General features: G+C 61.0%; 16 protein-coding genes and 5 pseudogenes. 16 read left to right on the top strand and 5 right to left on the bottom strand.

The features are described 5' to 3' along the window. Window positions 1-361 precede the first annotated feature (361 nt). From ACTJLB_RS27865 to ACTJLB_RS27835, 7 genes are all read left to right on the top strand, one after another. Window positions 362-1525, top strand: a complete 1164-nt coding sequence (locus tag ACTJLB_RS27865) for an HPP family protein (protein WP_408422377.1) — start codon at window positions 362-364, stop codon at window positions 1523-1525. A gap of 89 nt (window positions 1526-1614) precedes the next feature. Further along, on the top strand, window positions 1615-2028 hold the full coding sequence (locus ACTJLB_RS27860; protein WP_408422380.1) for a MarR family winged helix-turn-helix transcriptional regulator: 414 nt from the start codon (window positions 1615-1617) through the stop codon (window positions 2026-2028). Window positions 2029-2047: 19 nt separating this feature from the next. Continuing rightward, on the top strand, window positions 2048-3838 hold the full coding sequence (locus tag ACTJLB_RS27855) for a chloride channel protein (RefSeq protein WP_408422383.1): 1791 nt from the start codon (window positions 2048-2050) through the stop codon (window positions 3836-3838). Between the two features lie 331 nt (window positions 3839-4169). Then, the gene (locus tag ACTJLB_RS27850; RefSeq protein ID WP_408422386.1) at window positions 4170-4715 is read left to right on the top strand and encodes a DUF4142 domain-containing protein; all 546 of its coding nucleotides are present in this window, start codon (window positions 4170-4172) and stop codon (window positions 4713-4715) included. Continuing rightward, window positions 4708-5085, top strand: coding sequence for a cupredoxin domain-containing protein (locus ACTJLB_RS27845; protein WP_408422389.1), 378 nt, complete (start codon window positions 4708-4710; stop codon window positions 5083-5085). The genes ACTJLB_RS27850 and ACTJLB_RS27845 overlap by 8 nt, the downstream gene beginning before the upstream one ends. Window positions 5086-5124: 39 nt before the next feature. Beyond that, complete coding sequence (locus ACTJLB_RS27840; protein ID WP_408422392.1) at window positions 5125-5841, top strand: RNA polymerase sigma factor; 717 nt, start codon at window positions 5125-5127, stop codon at window positions 5839-5841. Window positions 5842-5989: 148 nt separating this feature from the next. Further along, complete coding sequence (locus ACTJLB_RS27835) at window positions 5990-6217, top strand: hypothetical protein (protein WP_408422395.1); 228 nt, start codon at window positions 5990-5992, stop codon at window positions 6215-6217. A gap of 86 nt (window positions 6218-6303) precedes the next feature. Here ACTJLB_RS27835 and ACTJLB_RS27830 read toward each other — a convergent pair whose 3' ends face one another. Next, window positions 6304-7425 (bottom strand): NAD(P)H-dependent flavin oxidoreductase, encoded by a 1122-nt coding sequence (locus ACTJLB_RS27830; protein WP_440785209.1) that lies wholly within the window; start codon window positions 7423-7425, stop codon window positions 6304-6306. 263 nt (window positions 7426-7688) lie between these two features. Here ACTJLB_RS27830 and ACTJLB_RS27825 point away from each other — a divergent pair, with 263 nt between their 5' ends. From ACTJLB_RS27825 to ACTJLB_RS27810, 4 genes and pseudogenes are all read left to right on the top strand, one after another. Continuing rightward, window positions 7689-8171, top strand: a complete 483-nt coding sequence (locus tag ACTJLB_RS27825; RefSeq protein ID WP_408422401.1) for a universal stress protein — start codon at window positions 7689-7691, stop codon at window positions 8169-8171. A gap of 72 nt (window positions 8172-8243) precedes the next feature. Continuing rightward, window positions 8244-9146 carry a cysteine synthase CysM gene (cysM, locus tag ACTJLB_RS27820; RefSeq protein WP_408422403.1) on the top strand — a complete coding sequence of 301 codons (903 nt, stop codon included), beginning with the start codon at window positions 8244-8246 and terminating at the stop codon, window positions 9144-9146. Window positions 9147-9418: 272 nt separating this feature from the next. Then, window positions 9419-9739 (top strand): annotated as a pseudogene (locus tag ACTJLB_RS27815) (transposase); the annotation flags it as partial. A gap of 444 nt (window positions 9740-10183) precedes the next feature. Then, window positions 10184-10369: pseudogene (locus ACTJLB_RS27810) on the top strand (IS5/IS1182 family transposase); the annotation flags it as partial. A gap of 93 nt (window positions 10370-10462) precedes the next feature. Here the strand turns inward: ACTJLB_RS27810 and ACTJLB_RS27805 are convergent. After that, a pseudogene (locus ACTJLB_RS27805) lies at window positions 10463-10771 on the bottom strand (hypothetical protein); the annotation flags it as partial. A gap of 410 nt (window positions 10772-11181) precedes the next feature. Between ACTJLB_RS27805 and ACTJLB_RS27800 the strand changes: the two are divergent. The 4 genes and pseudogenes from ACTJLB_RS27800 (at window position 11182) to ACTJLB_RS27785 (ending at window position 15032) form a co-directional block, all read left to right on the top strand. Beyond that, a pseudogene (locus ACTJLB_RS27800) lies at window positions 11182-12442 on the top strand (DUF2252 family protein). Next, a complete protein-coding gene (locus ACTJLB_RS27795) occupies window positions 12443-12781 on the top strand; it encodes a hypothetical protein (protein WP_408422406.1) in 339 nt (112 codons plus the stop codon). A gap of 457 nt (window positions 12782-13238) precedes the next feature. Further along, complete coding sequence (locus ACTJLB_RS27790; protein ID WP_408422409.1) at window positions 13239-13634, top strand: hypothetical protein; 396 nt, start codon at window positions 13239-13241, stop codon at window positions 13632-13634. A gap of 57 nt (window positions 13635-13691) precedes the next feature. Beyond that, the gene (locus ACTJLB_RS27785) at window positions 13692-15032 is read left to right on the top strand and encodes a class I SAM-dependent methyltransferase (RefSeq protein WP_408422411.1); all 1341 of its coding nucleotides are present in this window, start codon (window positions 13692-13694) and stop codon (window positions 15030-15032) included. Between the two features lie 191 nt (window positions 15033-15223). Here ACTJLB_RS27785 and ACTJLB_RS27780 read toward each other — a convergent pair. Then, a pseudogene (locus tag ACTJLB_RS27780) lies at window positions 15224-15619 on the bottom strand (universal stress protein); the annotation flags it as partial. Window positions 15620-16374: 755 nt separating this feature from the next. On the opposite strand from ACTJLB_RS27780, the gene ACTJLB_RS27775 reads away from it, so the two are divergent. Beyond that, window positions 16375-16470, top strand: coding sequence for a DUF2934 domain-containing protein (locus ACTJLB_RS27775; protein ID WP_408422414.1), 96 nt, complete (start codon window positions 16375-16377; stop codon window positions 16468-16470). Between the two features lie 132 nt (window positions 16471-16602). Here ACTJLB_RS27775 and ACTJLB_RS27770 read toward each other — a convergent pair whose 3' ends face one another. Together ACTJLB_RS27770 and ACTJLB_RS27765 are read right to left on the bottom strand one after the other, a co-directional pair. After that, window positions 16603-18420 (bottom strand): glycoside hydrolase family 15 protein, encoded by a 1818-nt coding sequence (locus ACTJLB_RS27770; RefSeq protein WP_440785208.1) that lies wholly within the window; start codon window positions 18418-18420, stop codon window positions 16603-16605. A 106-nt stretch (window positions 18421-18526) separates the two neighbouring features. Further along, a complete protein-coding gene (locus ACTJLB_RS27765; RefSeq protein WP_408422420.1) occupies window positions 18527-19504 on the bottom strand; it encodes an SDR family oxidoreductase in 978 nt (325 codons plus the stop codon). Window positions 19505-19523 lie beyond the last annotated feature (19 nt).

The raw sequence follows: 19523 nt of genomic DNA, 5'->3' as shown, positions 1-19523 counted from the left end.
ATGCATCGGAGCGAAGCACCGCATCCCCATGGGCGCATGCCATCCAGACAAATCATCCTTGTAGTTTCATCCGGACTGCTCCTGTTCAAGAGTCCGTCACGAGAAGGCCTGCCTTCATTTTATATCACAGCGTGATCTATTCAAGTCGCGAATACCGTTAGCAGGACCAATCTGGACGATGCGCAGGACCAGGCCTAACCGTTGGCCAGCCCGGTACCACGGGGCGTCGGCGACCTGGAAGGCACTTTTATATCACAATGAAATATAATCATGACGACGCGTTCTTTGGTTCCGTGAGGATTTCGCCGTAAGGTGTGGCCTCGCCCATGTGTACCGCCCCCCTTACTTTCCTGGTCGAATCTTGTCCCGCTACGCCCTCATCCGCTGGCTTTCCAGCTTTGTCCCCCACCCTATTGCCGTCCGGTGGCCGGAGCGCTTCAGATCGTGTCTCGGCGCATTGCTTGGGATTGCGTTCACTGGCGGCAGCATGCACGTCCTGCTCGGACCGGCGGCCAACATTCCTCTCCTCGTGGCGCCCATGGGTGCGTCGGCCGTGCTGCTGTTCGCGGTGCCGGCCAGTCCGCTGGCGCAGCCGTGGTCGATCATCGGCGGCAATCTCGTTTCCGCGACGGTCGGCGTTGCCTGCGCAGGCTGGATCGCCGATCCGGTGGGCGCCGCCGCTTTGGCCGTCGCGCTGGCGATCTGCGCGATGTTCGCGTTGCGCTGTGTTCACCCGCCGTCAGGCGCGGTCGCCCTGACCGCGGTTCTGGGTGGCCCGGCCGTGCACGCGCTGGGCTACCGTTTCGTGGCCGAGCCTATTGCGATCCAGTCGGTGGCGCTGCTGTGCGCCGCCATCGCCTACCACGCAGCGACCGGGCATCGGTACCCGCACGTCGCCCAGAGTTCGGTCAAAGGCGCGGCAACCTCGGCCGCGGCGTCGAACGAGGGTTTCACGCGCGCGGACCTCGAGGCGGTGCTGAACCGGCGCGGGGAATTGCTCGATATCGACACGGACGATCTGGAATCCCTGTTGCGCGACGTTCAGTTGCAGGCCTACGCCCGCACGTTCAATGAACTGACCTGCGCGGACATCATGTCGCGTTCGCTGGTCGCCGTGTCGGCAAACACGAGAGCTTCGGCCGCATGGAGTCTGCTGAAACAGCGCCATATCAAGGCACTTCCGGTCACTGACGAGAGGCAACACGTGATCGGTATCGTGACCTGCGCCGACCTTGTCGACAAACGGGCATTCAGCAAAGGGACCGGTTTGTCGTCTCCCCTGCAACGCTGGTTCCGGCCCAGCATCACCCCGTCGCCGCTTGTCGGTGCACTGATGAACGGCGATGTTCGTACCGTCGACGCGGCGACGCCGATCGTCGAACTGGTGCCGGTGTTTGCGAACTACGGGCACCACCATATCCCGGTTCTGGACTCCAATCAGCGGCTTGCCGGGATGATCACGCAGGCCGACCTCATCGCGGGACTATATCGTCAGGCTTACGCGAAGCAGCGACACGCGGCCTAGCACGACCACGGACATTTGCGCATGCTCACGTACATAAATATCACGATATGATATAATTCAAGTTTTACCTATTTCTCCACGGAACGCCGATGAAAACACTCGCCCGCGGCTTGACCAAGACGGACTTCGAGCAACTGTCCGAGTTTCGCTACCAGATGCGGCGCTTTGAGCGTTTTTCTGAGCAGGCCGCCCAGGGCGAAGGCATCACACCGTTGCAGTATCTGCTGCTCCTGCATATCAAGGGTTATCCGGAGCGCAACTGGGCAACCGTCGGCGAGCTTGCGGAAAGGCTTCAGGCGCAGCATCACGGTGTGGTCGCGCTCGTGTCGCGCTGTGAGGCACTCGACCTGGTCCGCAGAAAGGTCAGTGAGACGGACCGCCGCCAGGTCGAGGTTCATCTGTTGAAAGCGGGCGAACAGGTGCTGGCCCGTCTCGCCGAGATGCACCGTGCCGAACTGAAGTCGCTCGAAGGCGCCTTTAACGTTCCCCAGATTGATTTTTGAGTCACCTTTCTGAGCCACCATGAGTCTCGACACCCATAAGCGTGATTTTTCCACGAACGCGCGGCTTCCCGGCATTTCCGCACTCGCTGCGGGGATCGGCGCCCTCAGCACGCTTGCGGCATTCGTGCTGCTGAGCCTGATTCATCTGTTCACCAATCTGTTTTTCTTCCAGCAATTCTCGTTTGCGGACCGCTCACCGGCCCTCAACACATTGGGTATCTGGGTGGTGATCATCCCGGTGATCGGTGGTCTCATCGTCGGTTTGATGGCCCGTTACGGCTCGGAGAAGATTCGTGGGCACGGCATTCCCGAAGCGATCGAAGCCATCCTGTTCGGCAAGAGCCGCATGTCGCCGAAGGTGGCGATTCTCAAGCCGTTGTCCTCCGGCATCGTGATCGGCAGCGGCGGCCCGTTCGGCGCGGAAGGCCCGATCATCATGACAGGCGGCGCACTGGGGTCGCTGATTGCGCAGTGCGTGAAGGTCACGTCCGCGGAACGCAAGACGCTGCTGGTTGCCGGCGCAGCGGCGGGCATGACGGCGGTCTTCGGCACGCCGGTGGCGGCCGTGCTGCTGGCGGTTGAACTGCTGCTGTTCGAATGGCGCCCGCGCAGTTTTCTGCCGGTCGCGCTTGCGTGCGCAGTCGCGGGGTTCGCGCGCGCGGCATTCTTCGGCACGGGGCCGCTTTTTCCGCTTGAGACCGCACCTCCCGGCGCATTGTCGCTGGTCTCCTGCGTCATCGCAGGGCTGATGTCCGGCGCGCTCGCATCGGGTCTGTCAGCCGCGCTATACAAGACCGAAGACCTGTTTGGCAAGCTGCCCATCCACTGGATGTGGTGGCCCGCGATTGGCGGCCTCGTCGTCGGCATCGGCGGCTTTCTCGAACCGCGTGCGCTGGGCGTCGGTTACGACGTGATCGGCGACCTGTTGCATCAGCACATTGCAATCCAGATCGCGCTGGCGATCCTCATCGTGAAGGCTGTCATCTGGGTCGTGGCGTTGGGCTCGGGTACCTCGGGCGGCGTCCTCGCCCCGCTGCTCATGCTGGGCGCGGGACTCGGAGTTGTGCTCGGCCACGTGCTGCCGGGCGGCGAACCCGCGCTGTGGCCGCTTGTCTGCATGGCGGCCACGCTCGGCGCAACCTTGGGCGCGCCGCTGACCGCCATCGTGTTCGCATTCGGCCTCACGCACGACAGCAACGCACTGCTGCCGCTGCTCGCCGCGACGCTGATCGCGCATGGGTTCGCAACGGTCGTCATGAAGCGTTCCATCATGACCGAGAAAATTGCCCGGCGCGGTTATCACATTTACCGGGAATACGGTGTCGATCCACTGGAGCGCCACCACGTCGACGAGGTGATGTCGCGTACGGTCGAAACAATCGATGGCGATATATCCGTGGGCGAAGCGCTGGCAACGTTCTTCGGAGCGACGCAGACACACCGCGCCTATCCGGTCGTGCGCCAAGGCGCGCTGATGGGTGTTGTCGATCGTGCGCTACTGGAAAAAATTCGCGATGAGGAGGCAGCGGGTGCGCTCGGGTCGCGCCTCGCTGACGTGTTACGCCACCGTTCCCCCACATTTGCATTGCCGAGTGAAACCTGCCGGCTCGTCGCAACTCGGCTGGCGGTGCACGGTCTCGAACGGTTGCCCGTGGTCGCAGACTCCGAAACGTTGCAGCTGGTCGGCGTTGTGTCGCGCAGCGATCTGGTCAAGCCGTCTCTTGCGCACTTCGACGAGGAGCACAAGAAAGAACGCTTCCGGCGCTTGCGGATTCAGCCCGGCAAGCGGCACTTCCCCCCTGTTCCGTAAGTCAGCGGCCGATCGACGGCAGGAACAGATACGCGCTTCTTCCGTGCCCCTTCGGGGGCACACCTCTCCTGCCTTTCCTGTCCCTCCTGCATTTCCCGCTGATTCAAGACCCATTCCCTGGACAATATCGTCCTCACGCTGCACACCTATGTCGCGCTCCTCATGGTTGTTCCGCAACCATGTCAAAGAAACGCGCACCGCAGGGCGCCTGGGAACGGAAACGGGAACGCGGTTCGCACACGTGACATCCAATACCGTATTCAGGATCGAATCGGCTGCAGATCGCTTGCGGACCGACTCGGACTTGCCATGATTATTCAGGAGACACGACATGAAGATAATCAGCGCGGCACTGCTCGGCGCACTCACCAGCGCACTCACGTTTGCCAGCCTCCCGGGCTGGGCGCAGAGCACCGTTCCCACTGATCCTCAGATCGCCGCTATCGTCGTGACCGCCAATCAGGTGGATATCGACGCGGGCAAGCTCGCGGAGTCGAAAACGAAGTCGAAGGATGTCAAAGCGTTCGCGCAACGCATGGTCACCGATCACAGCGGCGTGAACAAGGCCGCCACCGACCTTGTGCATAAACTCGGCGTAACGCCGGAAGATAATCCGACGAGCCAGAGCCTCAAGCAAGACGGTGACGCCAACCTCGCCAACCTGAAAACGCTCAAGGGCCCACGGTTCGACCGGGCGTATATCGACCACGAGGTGACGTACCACGAGAGCATTCTCGACGCGCTGGACAAGACGTTGATTCCGGATTCGCAGAACGCCGATCTGAAGGCGCTTCTCGTCAAGGTGCGTCCGGCCTTTGTCGCGCATCTCGAGCACGCGAAGCGTCTGCAGGCGGAGCTGGGCAAGAGCGGTGGGTAATCCGGCACTTTGCGTAGCCGGACAGCGCCGGGGCAAGCTACGCACCGGCGCTTTTATCCTTGCCTACGCTTTCGCTGCGATCATGACGACTTCGCTGGCCGGTATTTCCGAGGCCGCAGGCACAACGTACCAGGTTGTTATCGAACAGATGCGCTTCAATCCGCCGGTGCTCACGGTGCACCGCGGAGATCGTGTGCTGTGGGTCAACAAGGATCTGTTTCCTCATACGGTGACTGGAATGTCGAAAACGTTCGATTCACACGAAATCTCGCCGAATGCATCGTGGAGTTACGTGCCACGGCAGACGGGTCGTTATCCGTACTTGTGCACCCTCCACACCACGATGCGTGGCACACTGATCGTGCAATGAGGGATAAGAGATGAGTGAGGGCGACCTGGCGAGGCGGTGATGACAGACATCGCTGAAGCACATTCAACATTTGCCGCAGGCAACGAACGCGAGCTGGTCCGCCGCATCGTCGCGGGAGATCGATCAGCGTTCGAATGGCTGATGCGCCAGCACAACCGGCGGTTGTATCGTCTGGCGCGCGCCACGTTGCGTGACGGAACAGAAGCGGAAGACGCGATGCAGGCGGCGTATCTGTCGGCCTACAGATCAATTGCCCGGTTTCGCGGCGACGCCACGCTCCTCACGTGGCTGTCCCGACTGGTACTCAACGAATGCTATGGACGTCTGCGCCGCGAAGCACGCCGTCAGAACGTAATTCCCATGGTTGACGCGAACACTCATGTCGATATCGATGCCATGACCGCGCAAGATTCCGATTCCCCAGACAAGGCGGTAGCGCGCGCCGAGTTGCGAGCCTTGCTCGAGCGCAAGCTGGATGAACTGCCGGAAGTCTTTCGCGTTGTGTTTGTGCTGCGTTCTGTCGAGGAATTGAGCGTGGAGGAGTCGGCACAGTGTCTCGACATCCCGGATGCGACTGTGCGCAGCCGGCATTTCCGCGCCAGGAGCCTGCCGCGCGAATCGTTGGCGCACGATATCGATCTCGCCGAGCGTGACGTATTCGAATTCGGCGGCGCCCACTGCGACCGGGTGGTCGCCAATGTCCTTTCCCGGGTAGCCGGCGAAGATGACCAGGACAGTAACGTACCGGCGATATAAATCGCCTCTCCCCGTCAGTGCCTGTCGCGGTATCTGGGCGATAGCGGGCATTCTCGCCGTGGCGGCAAGCTTGAGCGCTGAAGCGCGGGCGATCAGGATCATATCGGGTACCTATGGCACGAACTGCGGAAAGCCACGAAACGACGCGATGCGTGATCTCGCGCGTCAGTGCGACGGACTGCAGACCTGCCCGTACATCCTGCACAAGGCACGCACCGGTGCGCCATCCAAAGGCTGCCACGGGGACCACATGGACTTTCGTGTCGAATGGCTGTGCACCGATACCGAATTCCACACTGCCACGCTCAGCGCCGAAGCAGGACCTGGCAGTCGACTCGTGCTGAGTTGCGTCGAAGCGACCGGCCCCGGCAGATAGACGTCTGCCGTGCAACCGGCAACGTCCGACGGGAACGCGTGAGGATCAGGCAGGTTGATCATCTGGCGAACGGTTCACGAAAGACATCAGGTGTGCAGGCACAACGACGCGATCCGCGACGAGGCATCCTTTGCCTCATTTAACAGCCGCTCGATGACCTCGGCGGCCCTGGAGACCTGATCGACGAGCGCTGCCGATTCGCCGGCATAGAGCGCCATCTGCTCAAGATCTCCCGCCGTGCTGCGTAATGGCGAATCGGTGCTGAACCGGTAAATCGGCCGCCCGTCGTCGCAGGCGATCACATCGCACGGCAGCCTGTCCGGGTGGTGTCCGAGCAGGTTATTTCCAGCTTTCCCGGTCACGCTATTTGCCAGGACGCGCACGGGAGAGTGAGGCGGCCAGTTGATCGCGAACAGATCGGTATAGACCGTGTCCCCCGCCTGGGCGGCGAGAATGCGCTGCTTGTGATAGTCATGCGCGAAAGACTCATGCGTTGCGAGAAAAAGCGTACCGCAATGAATTCCTGCCGCGCCGAGCGCGAGCGCCGCTACGAGGCCTGCGCCTGTCGCGAACCCGCCCGAAGCAACAACCGGGACACGCACATGCCTCACAATCTCGGGAAGTAATGTCAGGATCCCCGTACGCCCCCGCACATGGCCGCCTGCTTCGATACCCTGTGCAATCACGACATCGGCCCCCGCCTGTTCAGCGGCGAGCGCGCCCTCGAGTGAGCCGACCTGATAGAGCACCAGCACACCGGCATCTTTCGCTCGGGCGACCGCGTCGGGTACGACGTCCCAGAAGAAACATACCGCGGGAACGCGGGCGGCCAGACAGACATCGAGTTCTGCCGCGAGGAGAGCTGGGTCCGTGGCGGATGGGATCAGGTTGACGCCGAACGGCTGATCCGTGGCAGCCCGCACCGCAGCAATCTCGCGGGAGATCAACTCAGGCGATTCGCGCACCATACCCAGCAGGCCAAATCCGCCTGCAAGGGACACGGCGGCTGCAAGCTCGGCACGCGCCGGACCGCCCATTCCCGCTGAGATCACGGGATACCGGCACCCAAGCAGCCGGGTCAGTGGCGTAGCAAACGACGTCATATCGATAGCCATCGGAATACCTTTTCGATTGGGGATGGATGTGCCCTGAAGATCGACGTGTTGACTCCCACCGGCGCCCACCAGTCCGGTGACAGGCACCGCCATCTGTGCAATCCGGGAACAGCTTCCTTCACTTCATATCATGACATGATTGTTTCGAAAGGCTAACCCATACCACTCCTGCTCGAACCAGTCAGGTAGTCGGAGTAAAACACAAATACATCACATGATGATATATAATGATTTCGACGTGATGTGATCTCGATCGTTGTGCTGCCGCGCTCCTGAACGACGGCCGCTCGAACGGTTGCGCATCCACCGCCCGGCTGCGGGATAGCGGGGCTTCCTGAATCGGAGCGAGTGACAATATGTCTGCATTCGGGCGCATCCTGTTGTGTTATGACGCAACCCGTGAAGGGCGGCGGGCGTTACGTCATGGCGCCTCATTAGCGGAGCAGCTCAACGCGGAAACGCACCTGCTTGCCATTCTGAATAGCCTGGCGTGGACGCAGGGGGCCGACGTCGCGTCGGCCGTGCCGTTCGATGCGTTGGAGCAGTCCGCGAGGGAGATACTCCGCGACGGCATCGAGACACTCGCTGCGCGCGGAGTCATCGCAACGCCTCATTTCGCGATCGGCGATCCGCTGGACCATATCCCGTTTTTTGCCCGTGAGTTGAAGGCCGATCTGGTTGTCGTGGGACATCGCCGAAGCGGCCCCGTGCGGCGATGGTGGAGTGGCAAGAACGACAGATTGCTGCTGGACAGGGTTTCCTGCGCAGTACTGGTCGCGATGGACCCGGAAGTCGCAGATGCTCACGAGCCGTCAGAAACACTTTCCGCGCATGTATAAGGGCATCAGGGAAAGCTCGTAGCCGGACGATCCGACAGCCGTGGTTTTCACACCTCGCCAATACTATAGGACATGACCTACAGAACCATTGAGGCCGTCATTGGCAACACCTCGCTCGTCGAACTCGTTCGTCTTCCCGACGAAACGATCCGGGCGCGCAACAACGTCATCCTCGGCAAGCTGGAGGGCAACAACCCAGCGGGTTCGGTCAAGGATCGCGCGGCGCTCTCGATGATCAGAGGGGCCGAGCATCGCGGACGCATACGGCCTGGCGACGTGCTGATCGAAGCGACCAGTGGCAACACCGGCATCGCACTCGCCATGGTGGCCGCGCTGCGCGGCTACCGGATGGTGCTGCTCATGCCGGAGGATGTCTCCGAGGAACGGTGTCGCAGCATGGCAGCGTATGGCGCCGAAATAATTCTGACGCCTGCCAAAGGCGGTATGGAGTGCGCGCGGGACATCGCCGCGCAGATGGAACAGGAAGGCCGCGGCATCGTTCTCGATCAGTTCTCCAATCCCGACAACCCGGTTGCACACTACGAGGGCACCGGCCCTGAGATCTGGCGTGAAACACAGGGACGCATTACGCATTTCGTTTCGGCCATGGGGACGACCGGAACGATCATGGGTGTAAGCCGGTTTCTGAAGGAACAGAATACCGCCGTTCAGATCGTCGGGGTGCAACCTGACGAGGGCTCGCGGATTCCAGGCATACGCAAATGGGCCGACGGATATCTGCCTGCATTCTTTGAGCCCGCGCGGATCGATCGGACCGAGTCGGTGGGTCAGGCGACGGCCGAAGCCGCAGCGCGTCGTCTTGCCGCGATCGAGGGGATTTTCTGTGGGATTTCGGCGGGTGGCGCGTGCGCGGTGGCAATGCACATCGCCCGGGAAGTTGAGAACGCAACGATCGTGTTCGTCATCTGTGATCGGGGCGATCGGTACCTGTCGACAGGCGCGTTTCAAGCTTGAAAGACATCGCCCGGGCTGATGCACTCTGGCGAGGACGGCCAGCGGCATCCGGCCACGTGGCTCGATCTCAAGCTCGAGCGACAGCACGTAAGGTCCGGCATCATTTGTGCATTGCGCGGAAATGGATCGTTTTTTACGCCACTTCTCGCAACCGGCCCGCACCCGGGCGGATCCACGGTACCGTTTGGCAACTGCTTCCGGACATCGCCTGGTCACCCCGCGAGCATGGCGAGCAGCGTCGTTCCACTGCGACCGCTTGCAACGTAACGTGCAACCGTCGCCAGCCCGGTGCCTGCGTGGGGTTGGTACCCCAGCCGTATGACAGCGGTCAGAGCCACGTCGACCAGGGCATCAGCAAACAAGGTAACCGGCGCGTACGCACGCAGCTCGTCGAGACGGCGTGGTGCTGGCTCCGATATCAGCCGGACAGTGCACTGGCCCGGTGGTTCAACGAACGCACCCAGGGGCCGGCGCCCAGTCGTCGGGCGCGGCGCATTGCAATCGTTGCCCTTGCGAGGCGCCTGGTAATCGCATTGTGGCGTTACCTGAAGGACGGGGTCGTTCCCGATGGCGCACGGTTCAAACCCGCTTGAGGACAACGATTACACACTTTTGCATTCCTGAAGTTCGAGTGGAACGTGCCCGGAGGTCCGACTGGTTGTCCAATGCAACCGATAATTAGATGGGGCACCTTCCCCGGATCGAAGGATCCGGCGTAACGCGCATAAAGGATGAGGCCGGCACGACACCGGCGGATAGAAGTTGGTGAGACGTCAATGTCTCACGTGCGCATCGATAGACTCGGACACAGCATAACGAACCCGGTTCGCATGGATCCGGGTTCAAGGAGTCTTTGTATGATCTGAACTTGTCCACCGAAGCTGAACGGTACGTGACAACTTACTGCCCATAGAAGTCGGACCTGAACAATCTGCGGAGCCTTCTACAGTGGCGCTTTGAGTCCGAAATGGTGTTGTGGGAATCGCAGGGACCTGGCATATTGATGCGTGAATCCTGCAATTCCTGGTGAGGTGCAGATGGATCCAAAGACGCCTGTAACTGAGCGAGATTTCTTCCGGCAACCGCTGCGCGAGCAGATCAACCTGAAGCATCCCCAGGTGCGCCTGAGTGACCTGATCCACTGGGAGCGGCTGGGCATGCTGATGAGCGAGAGCTTCGTGTCCAGCAAAGGTCGACCCGCGAGCTCGCCACGCCTGATTGCGGTCCCTGCGCGCACCTGCCAATACGGGTACTCCACCCATTGCCAGACAACCTCTTCGTCCGACAGGTCGAACGCGTGCTGCAAATACAGCGGCCCCGACAACCAGCCTTTCCAAAGCACGGCTGTGCATGCAAAGCCACGCCACCAGTCTGTGAAGTACCACTATGACGATCGACGCCATAACCGTAGCCAGGAATGGCGAAGCGCCGACAATTGTCCGGCTCAGAGTGGCGCCCAGCAGAATGGCCACGACATAGTCGAAAGCCGCGCGTTGACCGAACGAGCGTCGCCCCGCTATCCGGATCAGTGTCAGCGCAATCACGAAGACGACCAGCGCGCGCATGCCCATCTGCAACGCATTCAGATTCTTCCCTTCGCCAAACAGTATTGCGATCGTATTCATGTTGCCCTCCTCGCATTGGGAGGCTTTATGTGATAAATATGCCAGCGCGCCGGGCACGCATAAAGGCATGGCACCAGGAGTTCGTGTTCGCCAGATGGACGAAGACGCAACCAGGCGTGGGCGTCTCGCGATCTGGATTTCGGGCGCATCGGTCAGGCCGGCACGTAGGGTCGGTGAGCGTTATCAGAACACGCTGGTCGCGCCTCGTATCATGTCCGGTCGCCCAAGCGAGGGCATCCCTCGCTCCCGGTCGGTTATCGTCGGGTTTCCTGAAAGCCGAAAAAACTTGACGCTTTATCAGCAACCGGTGGACTGGCCTGACACGAGGACCGCCAGTCAGGGCACTATAGGGTGGCATGTTTCGAGCTTAACGAACAAAAACAACGGGCCGCTTGCTGCGCGAAGGAGGCATGGTGTCAAAAAAATCGGTCAGATCCACGCCTTACGCGGCGCCTGACGCCCGGCAACCCGTGCTTGCCGAGTTGCGCCGGCAGAAAATGGCGCGTTCGCCTCATGCGTACGAACGGGGCACGGCTGCGCACTTTTACGAATGGCTGGAAAGCCGGCCGGTCGGGACGCTCCCGGAGGGGCCATCCATCTGGATTTGCGGCGACTGTCACCTCGGCAATCTAGGCCCAGTCGCGGACGCCGCGGGCGACGTCGCCGTCCACGTCCGGGATGTGGATCAGAGCGTGATCGGCAATCCGGTCCACGACCTGGTCCGTCTGGGGCTGATACTGGCGACTGCGGCACGCAGTTCGGGTTTGCCAGGTTTGATCACCAGCCTTATGGCGGGCGCGCTGCTCGACGGGTACGAACAGGCATTCGACGACTCGCGCAGCGACGAAACCAGCAGGACCCAACGACCGGACGTCGTCAGGATCGCCATGAAGGAAGCGCTCCACCGCTCCTGCGACCAGCTCGCCCGCCAGAACATCGACCATATCAGGCTCACATTCCGCTCGGCAAGCGCTTCTGGCCGCTGTCAGGGGTCGAAAAGGACGCGATTGACGCATTGTTCGAGCCCGGCGCGCCCGTGCCGATTCACGCGATTCTGGGCAACAGGGCGAGCTGCGAATCGGCCATACGTGTCCTCGATGCCGCTATTGGGTAAAGGGGTGCAGCTCGCTGGGCCGGCGCCGATATGCGGTATTACTGGACATCGACGGGAAGTGTTCCGCTGGCGGCCCGCTCTGCCTCATCGATATCAAGGAAGCTGTCGCATCCGCGGCGCCGAAACATGCCGGACATCATCATATGCCGCGTGACAATGGAAGACGCGTGGTGGAAGGTGCACGACAGGTATCGCCGATGCTTGGCAACCGCATGATTGCGGCGCGACTCGACGGCTGCGCCGTCGTCATCCGTGAGCTGATGCCTCAGGATCTGAAGTCCAACGCGGAACGGCTAGCCGAGGCAGATGCGATCAAGGCCGCCCATTTCCTTGCGCTTGTCGTCGGCAAGGCGCACGCGGCGCAAATGGACGCCGCAACCCGCAAAGCCTGGCTCACTGAACTCCAAAGGAGCCGACCGAAGTCTCCCAGCGCGGCGTCGTGGCTATGGCGCAGCATCGTGGAACTGCTGGTGTTGCACGAAGGCAAATACCTCGAACATTGCCAGCGTTATGCGCTAGCGAATCCGCCAGCACCTAGACGAGGCCAGAACCCTTGAGTGGCACTGCAGCGGATCACGAACATCGCGCTCGCGGCGGTGGCCGTTGTCCGGGTCGCCATCGCCGGAAAACTCCGGAGGCTGCCCGTGCATGCAGAACGTACCGACGGATTCAACACGCTGCACTATGTCTTCTTCGCCGACGTGGCGTCTCAATCGATTGCGCAGCTGAGCAGCGAAATCGCCAAGTGCAGATGGTTTGCGCCGGTCAAGGTCGGGACGTTATCCACGAGTGTAGCGACCCGGGAAGTCGTTGCGCTTTTCTTCCGACAAGTGAGCGCTGTCGAACACGGCGGCTTGCTGCGGATGCCGGAGGAGGTCGTAAATGTGACGCCATGAACTGCACATATCAATACCAGAGATTCGACATCGAAGCGACCGACGAGGCAGACTTCAATTGGAGGGCCGGCGCACCGCTACGGGAGAAATTGGATATGTAGCGGAGGTGAGGATCTGCACAGCTGGTGCCGCAGTAGCTGTTTTCTCTCCGCTGCGTGTGGGCGAATCACAAGGTCAGCCATTCCTCAGTGAAGCAGATGCGCTCATGGGCGGTTATAGCGCGGGACGCCGGATCGTCAATGACCTTCTCCATTCACCGTCAGTCGATCAGCGCACAAAACGAAACAGAGTTTCGTTTGATGAACCAACTGTTTGTTCAACATCGAATGACTGAAGTCAGCTGATGTCCTGCCGTTTTGCCAGGTCGCGATGGTGCTTTGCTTGAGTGCACTGGACACTGTTTCCTTGAAGGCAAGCATCAAGCACACGCTTGCCGCAGCGTGAGGTCGCTATCACCATGCATGGCAACCCCGATGAAGCAACCGTTTGCATACATCACAATGTGACATACAATGCAAACGTGCCTAGCCTGACCAATTGCCCTTATCAGGAAAAGTCCGATTCCGAATACAAGTTGGCCCGCAGTGAACTCGCGCACCGTTTGACAGGCGTTGTCGGCAAAGCCGAAGATTTCCGGCATGGTCTAACAGACAAGCCCCCGCGCGCTATCAGCCAAGTCGAGATGGCCATCTCCGCCACAGTGCGCCTGGCGCTTTCTCGACGGTTAAGGTGGGTTGATCTGGTCAGGCCGCCGTTGCTGGGAGTTCCAGATATCGTGAACGCCATGCGGGATAAGATGCGCACTGGATACAAAAGGAACGATCCGCAATCCGATAAAAACGTAATCGGATGAGGATATGCCCGTCAAGCACAGCCGGCAGTGCGGGATTTGGTGAAGGAGACAGCAATCATGATGCTATCCAGCCTTTTGCGGCACTCCGCCCAACAACGCATCGCGGAGCTGCCCATGCCCTGTTCGGTCTGTCTTCCGGATGGCGTCCGGATAGGCGCTGCGCAGCCGCGATTGTCGTTTGCTATCCGCGACATTCGAGCTCTTCTGCACCTGACACAGGGAGCGATTGGGCGACTGGCGGAGGATTATGTGGAAGGCCGGCTTGAGATCGAAGGCGATCTGCACGACCTGATGGCGGCCGCACCCGCTCTCCTTCGTCGTGACCCAACCCGTGAGGCGCGCGGATGGCTTCTGCGCCGCGTCAATCGGGCCCGCCTCGCAATCTGGGAGCAAACTCACCACAGTCGAGTCAGGGACGCCGCACAGATCCAGCACCACTACGACGTTTCCGATGATTTCTACGCCCTGTGGCTTGACCCGTTGCGCGTGTATTCGTGCGCGTATTTTTCTGCGCCTGATATGTCGCTGGCCCAGGCCCAGCAAGCCAAGCTCGATCACATCTGCAGGAAGCTGATGCTGCGTCCCGGAGAACGCTTTCTCGATGTCGGCGCTGGCTGGGGCGCGCTACTCTTCTGGGCCGCCGAACACTACGATGTTGCAGCGACCGGCATCACGCTGTCAAAGAACCAGCATGCCTATGTCAACCGTCTTGTCGAACAGAAGGGGCTGCAAGGCCGCGTCAAAATGCTGCTTCAGGACTATCGCGACCTCGACGAGTCCCAGCGTTTCGACAAAATCGCTTCAGTAGGCATGTGCGAGCACGTCGGCCGCCCGAACCTGCCCTGGTACTTCGCGAAGATGCGTCGTCTGCTACGACCCGGCGGCCTCATGATGAACCACAGCATTACCGCGGGCGGCACAGACAATCCGCAGCTCGACGGCGGCATGGGCGACTTCATCGACAGATATATCTTCCCTGGGGGACAACTGGTGCATGTAAGCGTCATGATGGACGTCATGACCCGTAGCAGCCTGGAGCCGGTGGATGCCGAGTGTCTTCGTCCACATTACGCGCGCACGCTGTGGCACTGGGCCGACGCGCTCGAAGCCCATCTGGACGAGGCACACCGGATACTGGGCAACGATGCGGAAAAGGTCATTCGCGCGTATCGACTCTATCTGGCCGGATCCGCGATGGGATTTGAACAAGGGTGGACTTCCCTGTACCAGATTCTGGCGTCGCGTTCCGCTGACACGGCCGAAACGCTTGACCATTACGCTCATCATCCGGACGTCGGGCAAAGTGGCTATCCGTTCAACCGTGCGTACATGTATCCGCCAGCTTCAGCGGCGCAAGCGCTGCAGGAACGACACGAACCGACCCGCAGCGTTACCTGAGGGCCATCCTCCGACCGCACCGCCTTTGTACGAGCGGGGGTGTTGCGTCCGTACCGCAGCAGTGGCCGGGGTGTCTGGGCAGTGGCGCTACACGACCGGGTGTGCCGCATTGTGAACGTCAAGTGTTCAGACGGCCGCTGTATCTGCACCCTTTCCGGCCCCATCGCCACGAGCACGCTACAACCGACTCAGTCCAGCGACAGGCCATCATTTCTGCCGGCCCACCATCGCGCAAGCCGGCTGGTTTGACAATGCCCAATGACGATAAAGTCAGCCTTCAGGTCGTTTGCAAAGAAAGGAATTTGATTCAGCGGATCGCCCAAAGCGAAGTGCCCGGTCGCCCGGATTCCGCGTGCCGAAAGCTTATTCAGTCCCTCTTCGAGCAGACTTCTGGCCGACTCGGCGACAATATCGACAGGAAGTGCTGAGGTAATGTCGGCCGCCTGTGCCCAAGCCGCAGTGTTGAGGATCGAGAGCACGTGCACCTCGGCCTTAAGATCTCGAGCCAGAGAAGCGCCGTCCTTCAACGCGTGCTGCCCTCCGCGTGTTCCGTCATAGCAAAGAAGAACACATCTGAAGGCCGGCACATGGGTTTCTTCCGCGCGGCATTCGTAGCACCGCATTAATCTGTCGCGAACGCATCACCGCATCGCCGACGACAACGGTCGCGCAGCACTCAAACAAACACACATCGTACTCGTTCTATATCACAGAATGATATAGATAAAGTTCGACGCGCCCACGAAAGACCGCGAAAAATTCCCGCCCACCCCGGCGCATTGCGATCTTTCGGGGCAGTCAGACCGATGCACATGCCAGATTGCGCTAACTCAGCCTGGCATGTGAGATACGTAACGTAGCGTTTCTGATTCGGCTGGATTCCAGCGGCCGCGGGAGTCAACTGGCGATTGCAAAATCGGGTTCTGCCACCTTCGTTTTTCCGTATGTCCATGACCAGATCTGGCGATGCCCTCGATTGAAATGTAATGAGCATGATGGCTCCTTTGAAAGGACACCTCACAGCCGCTTCACCGACCGCTCTGGCGCGCGCATAAGTTCGTGCGGTTCGTGGCACGCGCCTCTATCCGTTTAATGTTACTATATATCACGGAATGATATACATGAAAGCGTAATTTGCACGCATCTCGTTGCGTCTCACGCCATGGGAGTCACGTGCACCCGTCATCAGCAGTGCGCCGTTGTTTGTGCCCGATGTAGCCGCGGGACAGGAGTCGCCACAATCTTTCCGAGGCGTCGCCGGCCGGTATTGTGCTAATTCTCCGCGTCTGGCGACGATCGTGCGGACCGGTTCCGCGCATGGCAACTCTATGGAGTGTCTGAAATGAGCGAAACCACACTGGAAGAAAAAATCCGCGCGCGCGCTTTCGAACTGTGGCAACAGGACGGTAGCCTCGAAGGATGCGCAGATGAGTACTGACACATGGCCCGCGCGCTTGTCGAAAAGGAGACGGCCAGCCCTGGCGTGTCCCAAGCCGGTGATCGGGATGTGCCTGCACCAGGCTGAGCAGTGACCGGGAAGTGTGCGATATCTGCATCGTTTCATTGCGGCCTAGTCTTCGCCTTTCGCGTTCGTGATGTTGCCGCTCGCGCCAGCCCGGGCGTGTCCACGTGTGAGTGTCAGACCAGTGTTCACCAGCGCTATATGGGAAAACGCCTGAGGGAAATTGCCGACGAGTCGACGAGAATGAACATCATATTCTTCAGATAGCAGACCGACGTCGTTCCTCAGGCCGAGCAACCTCTCAAAGAGTGCCTCAGCCTGGTCGCGCTTACCCTGCAGGAACAGATTGTCGGCCAGCCAGAAACTGCAGGCGAGAAAGGCACCCTCGCCTTCGCCAAGTCCGTCGTTAGCGTGCTCGGGACGATAGCGGAAGACCAGTCCGTCGGTCATCAGATGCTGTTCGATCGCCGCCACCGTGCCCTGCATGCGAGGGTCTTGCGGCGATAAAAAGCCCACCAGGGGCAGCAGCAACAGACTCGCATCGAGTTCCGTGCCGCCATACTTCTGCGTGAACGAGTTGAGGTCCGTTCTGAAGGCGTTTGCACAGACATCCGCATGAATCCTCTCCCGCAACTGTTCCCACTCGCGTACCGGCGCATCCTGACGGAACTGTGCTGCTGACCTTATGGCGCGGTCCACCGCAACCCAGGCCATTACCTTCGAAACCGTATAGTTTTGCGGCTTGCCGCGACTCTCCCAGATACCCTGATCGGGTTGCTGCCAGACCTGAGCAAGGTGCTCCACGAGTTCCGCTTCGAGCGTCCACGCGGCGCCGTCTGGTCCAAGGCCTGCCCGCCGCGAGAGGTACAGCGCGTTCATCACTTCACCGAAAACATCGAGCTGCAGCTGGCCGACAGCGCCGTTACCGAACCGAACCGGCTTTGCTGCCTGGTAGCCATCAAGCCAAGGACATTCCCACTCGGTCACATGCCTTGCTCCGTCGATGGTGTAAAGAATTTGCAACTGTGATGGCGCGCCGGCGACCGCACGCACGAGCCAGTCGCGCCAGCGTCGCGCCTCATCGGGATAGCCGCCTCGCAGCAGCGCAAGCAACGTCAGGCTCGCGTCGCGCAACCAGCAAAAACGGTAGTCCCAGTTGCGCGAACCGCCCAGATGTTCTGGCAACGCAGCGGTGGGCGCCGCAACGATCCCGCCGCCCGGCTCATGGATCAGCGCCTTGAGGGTGATGAGTGAGCGATTGAGCGCGTCCTGGTATGGACCCCGGGTGTCAGCCTGGGCTGACCATGCCTCCCAGAACGCTGTCGTAATCGACAGCTGACGCTGTGCGTCGTTGCATGCGGGTGACATGTCGGGGCTGTCGCTGTAGTTCAGAACGAACGACACGCTGTGGCCCGCAGCCACCGCAAAGCGGCCCATGACGTTGCCGCCTTCGTCGCGCAAGGGGGCGCCGGTGCGCAGTGTCAATCTGTTCGACCCGCACGCGATCGAAACGCCTGCCCCATCTTCAAGCCGGCGGATCGCTGGCACCGCGCGCCCGTAATCAAAGCGCGCCCCGAACTGCAGATCGAACTCGACGCTTCCGGTCTCGCCGAAGACCATACGAATCAGTTGCGGGCATTCACCGCGCATCGGCATAAAGTCAACCAGTGCGGCGGTGCCGGTCGCCGTCCTGAAACGCGTCTCGAGAATCAGCGTGAGACCGCGATAGCGACGCGTGACTTCGATCGGCTCCTGCACCGGTGCGATCTGCCATCGACCGTTCCTGGCATGGCCTAGCAGCGCGGCAAAGCAGGTATCGGAATCAAACCCCGGCCAGCACAGCCAGTCGATGGAGCCGTTGCGCGCCACCAGTGCTGCGGTCTGACCGTCGCCAAGCAGCGCATAGTCCTCGATGTTCGATGCCATGGATATGCTCCGCATGGTGGGTGTGTGAACGGTAGACCCGTCACGCCGGATACGACGGGCCGCGGTGTCGGCGATAGCAGGGACGCGCCAGCCTGTCGGCGGCCAGCTATCGGCGGCGAATCGCCAGCAGCGTCGCGATCAGCCCGGTCGCGGCGCCGGCCAGTAACCAGTTGCGATTCTGGTCGAGCCACAACGCGGCGCTCGATGCGCTCGCACGATCGCTGAATGGACCGTGAGTCGCGTGCAAACCGGCTACCGGCTTCCAGAGATTCGAGGGCCGGTCGCTCGCCACGGTGCGGTCCTGCATTTGCGCGGTGTAACCGGCATGCGCAAGATAACGGTCGAGCAGGCCCGCGACGAACTTGTTGGCCCAGATCGCCTTGATCGTTGACGAACCGACATAGAGTTCGCGGCGGCGATGGGTCGCAGCCCATACCACCGCACGCGCAGCAACTTCTGGCTGATAGATCGGTGGCACGGGTTGTGGCGGGTGCGGCAACAGGCACTCCGCCCATTCGAACTGCGGCGTGTTCAGCGCGGGCATCTGCACCATCGTCAGATGGACGCGGCTGCGGTCATGCATCAGTTCACTGCGCACCGAGTCCGTGAAGCCGCGGATCGCGTGCTTGGCGCCGCAATACGGTGATTGCAACGGAATCGACCGGTAGGCGAGTGCCGAGCCGACCTGCACAATCGTGCCCCGGTTTCGCGGCCGCATCCGGCGCAACGCGGACATCGTGCCCCAGACGTAGCCCAGATAGGTGACCTCCGTCGCGCGCCGATACTCGTCCGGCGAAATGTCCTGCAGCGGCGCGAAGACCGTCGTCATCGCATTGTTCACCCAGACGTCTATCGCGCCCAGCTCGGCTTCCGCGCGCGTTGCGGCAGCCTCGACTGCGGTCGGGTCCGAGACGTCCAGCGCGATCGCTATCGCCTGCCCCCCGAGTTCCTCCACCTCGCGGCGCACGTCGTCGAGCGCTGCCTCATCGCGAGCGATGAGGGCGATTTTTGCGCCCTGACGCGCGAATTCGTGTGCGCTCGCGCGGCCCACGCCGGCGCTCGCTCCGGTTATGAGGACGTTCATGCCAGTTCTGCTCGATTTC

Origin of the sequence: Paraburkholderia sp. 22098 (genome assembly GCF_052045935.1) — a bacterium.
Taxonomy (GTDB): domain Bacteria; phylum Pseudomonadota; class Gammaproteobacteria; order Burkholderiales; family Burkholderiaceae; genus Paraburkholderia; species Paraburkholderia caledonica.
The sequence above is the reverse complement of the archived record's forward strand: the minus strand, read 5'-3'. Positions and strand labels throughout refer to the sequence as shown.

What these genes read in the sequence shown, in the direction of transcription:
- ACTJLB_RS27860 (WP_408422380.1), top strand. Translation starts at nt 1,615, where the DNA reads ATGAAAACACTCGCCCGCGGCTTGACCAAGACGGACTTCGAGCAACTG.
- ACTJLB_RS27855 (WP_408422383.1), top strand. Translation starts at nt 2,048, where the DNA reads ATGAGTCTCGACACCCATAAGCGTGATTTTTCCACGAACGCGCGGCTT.
- ACTJLB_RS27850 (WP_408422386.1), top strand. Translation starts at nt 4,170, where the DNA reads ATGAAGATAATCAGCGCGGCACTGCTCGGCGCACTCACCAGCGCACTC.
- ACTJLB_RS27840 (WP_408422392.1), top strand. Translation starts at nt 5,125, where the DNA reads ATGACAGACATCGCTGAAGCACATTCAACATTTGCCGCAGGCAACGAA.
- ACTJLB_RS27835 (WP_408422395.1), top strand. Translation starts at nt 5,990, where the DNA reads ATGCGTGATCTCGCGCGTCAGTGCGACGGACTGCAGACCTGCCCGTAC.
- ACTJLB_RS27830 (WP_440785209.1), bottom strand. Translation starts at nt 7,425, where the DNA reads ATGGCGGTGCCTGTCACCGGACTGGTGGGCGCCGGTGGGAGTCAACAC.
- ACTJLB_RS27825 (WP_408422401.1), top strand. Translation starts at nt 7,689, where the DNA reads ATGTCTGCATTCGGGCGCATCCTGTTGTGTTATGACGCAACCCGTGAA.
- cysM (WP_408422403.1), top strand. Translation starts at nt 8,244, where the DNA reads ATGACCTACAGAACCATTGAGGCCGTCATTGGCAACACCTCGCTCGTC.
- ACTJLB_RS27790 (WP_408422409.1), top strand. Translation starts at nt 13,239, where the DNA reads ATGCATGGCAACCCCGATGAAGCAACCGTTTGCATACATCACAATGTG.
- ACTJLB_RS27785 (WP_408422411.1), top strand. Translation starts at nt 13,692, where the DNA reads ATGATGCTATCCAGCCTTTTGCGGCACTCCGCCCAACAACGCATCGCG.
- ACTJLB_RS27775 (WP_408422414.1), top strand. Translation starts at nt 16,375, where the DNA reads ATGAGCGAAACCACACTGGAAGAAAAAATCCGCGCGCGCGCTTTCGAA.
- ACTJLB_RS27770 (WP_440785208.1), bottom strand. Translation starts at nt 18,420, where the DNA reads ATGGCATCGAACATCGAGGACTATGCGCTGCTTGGCGACGGTCAGACC.
- ACTJLB_RS27765 (WP_408422420.1), bottom strand. Translation starts at nt 19,504, where the DNA reads ATGAACGTCCTCATAACCGGAGCGAGCGCCGGCGTGGGCCGCGCGAGC.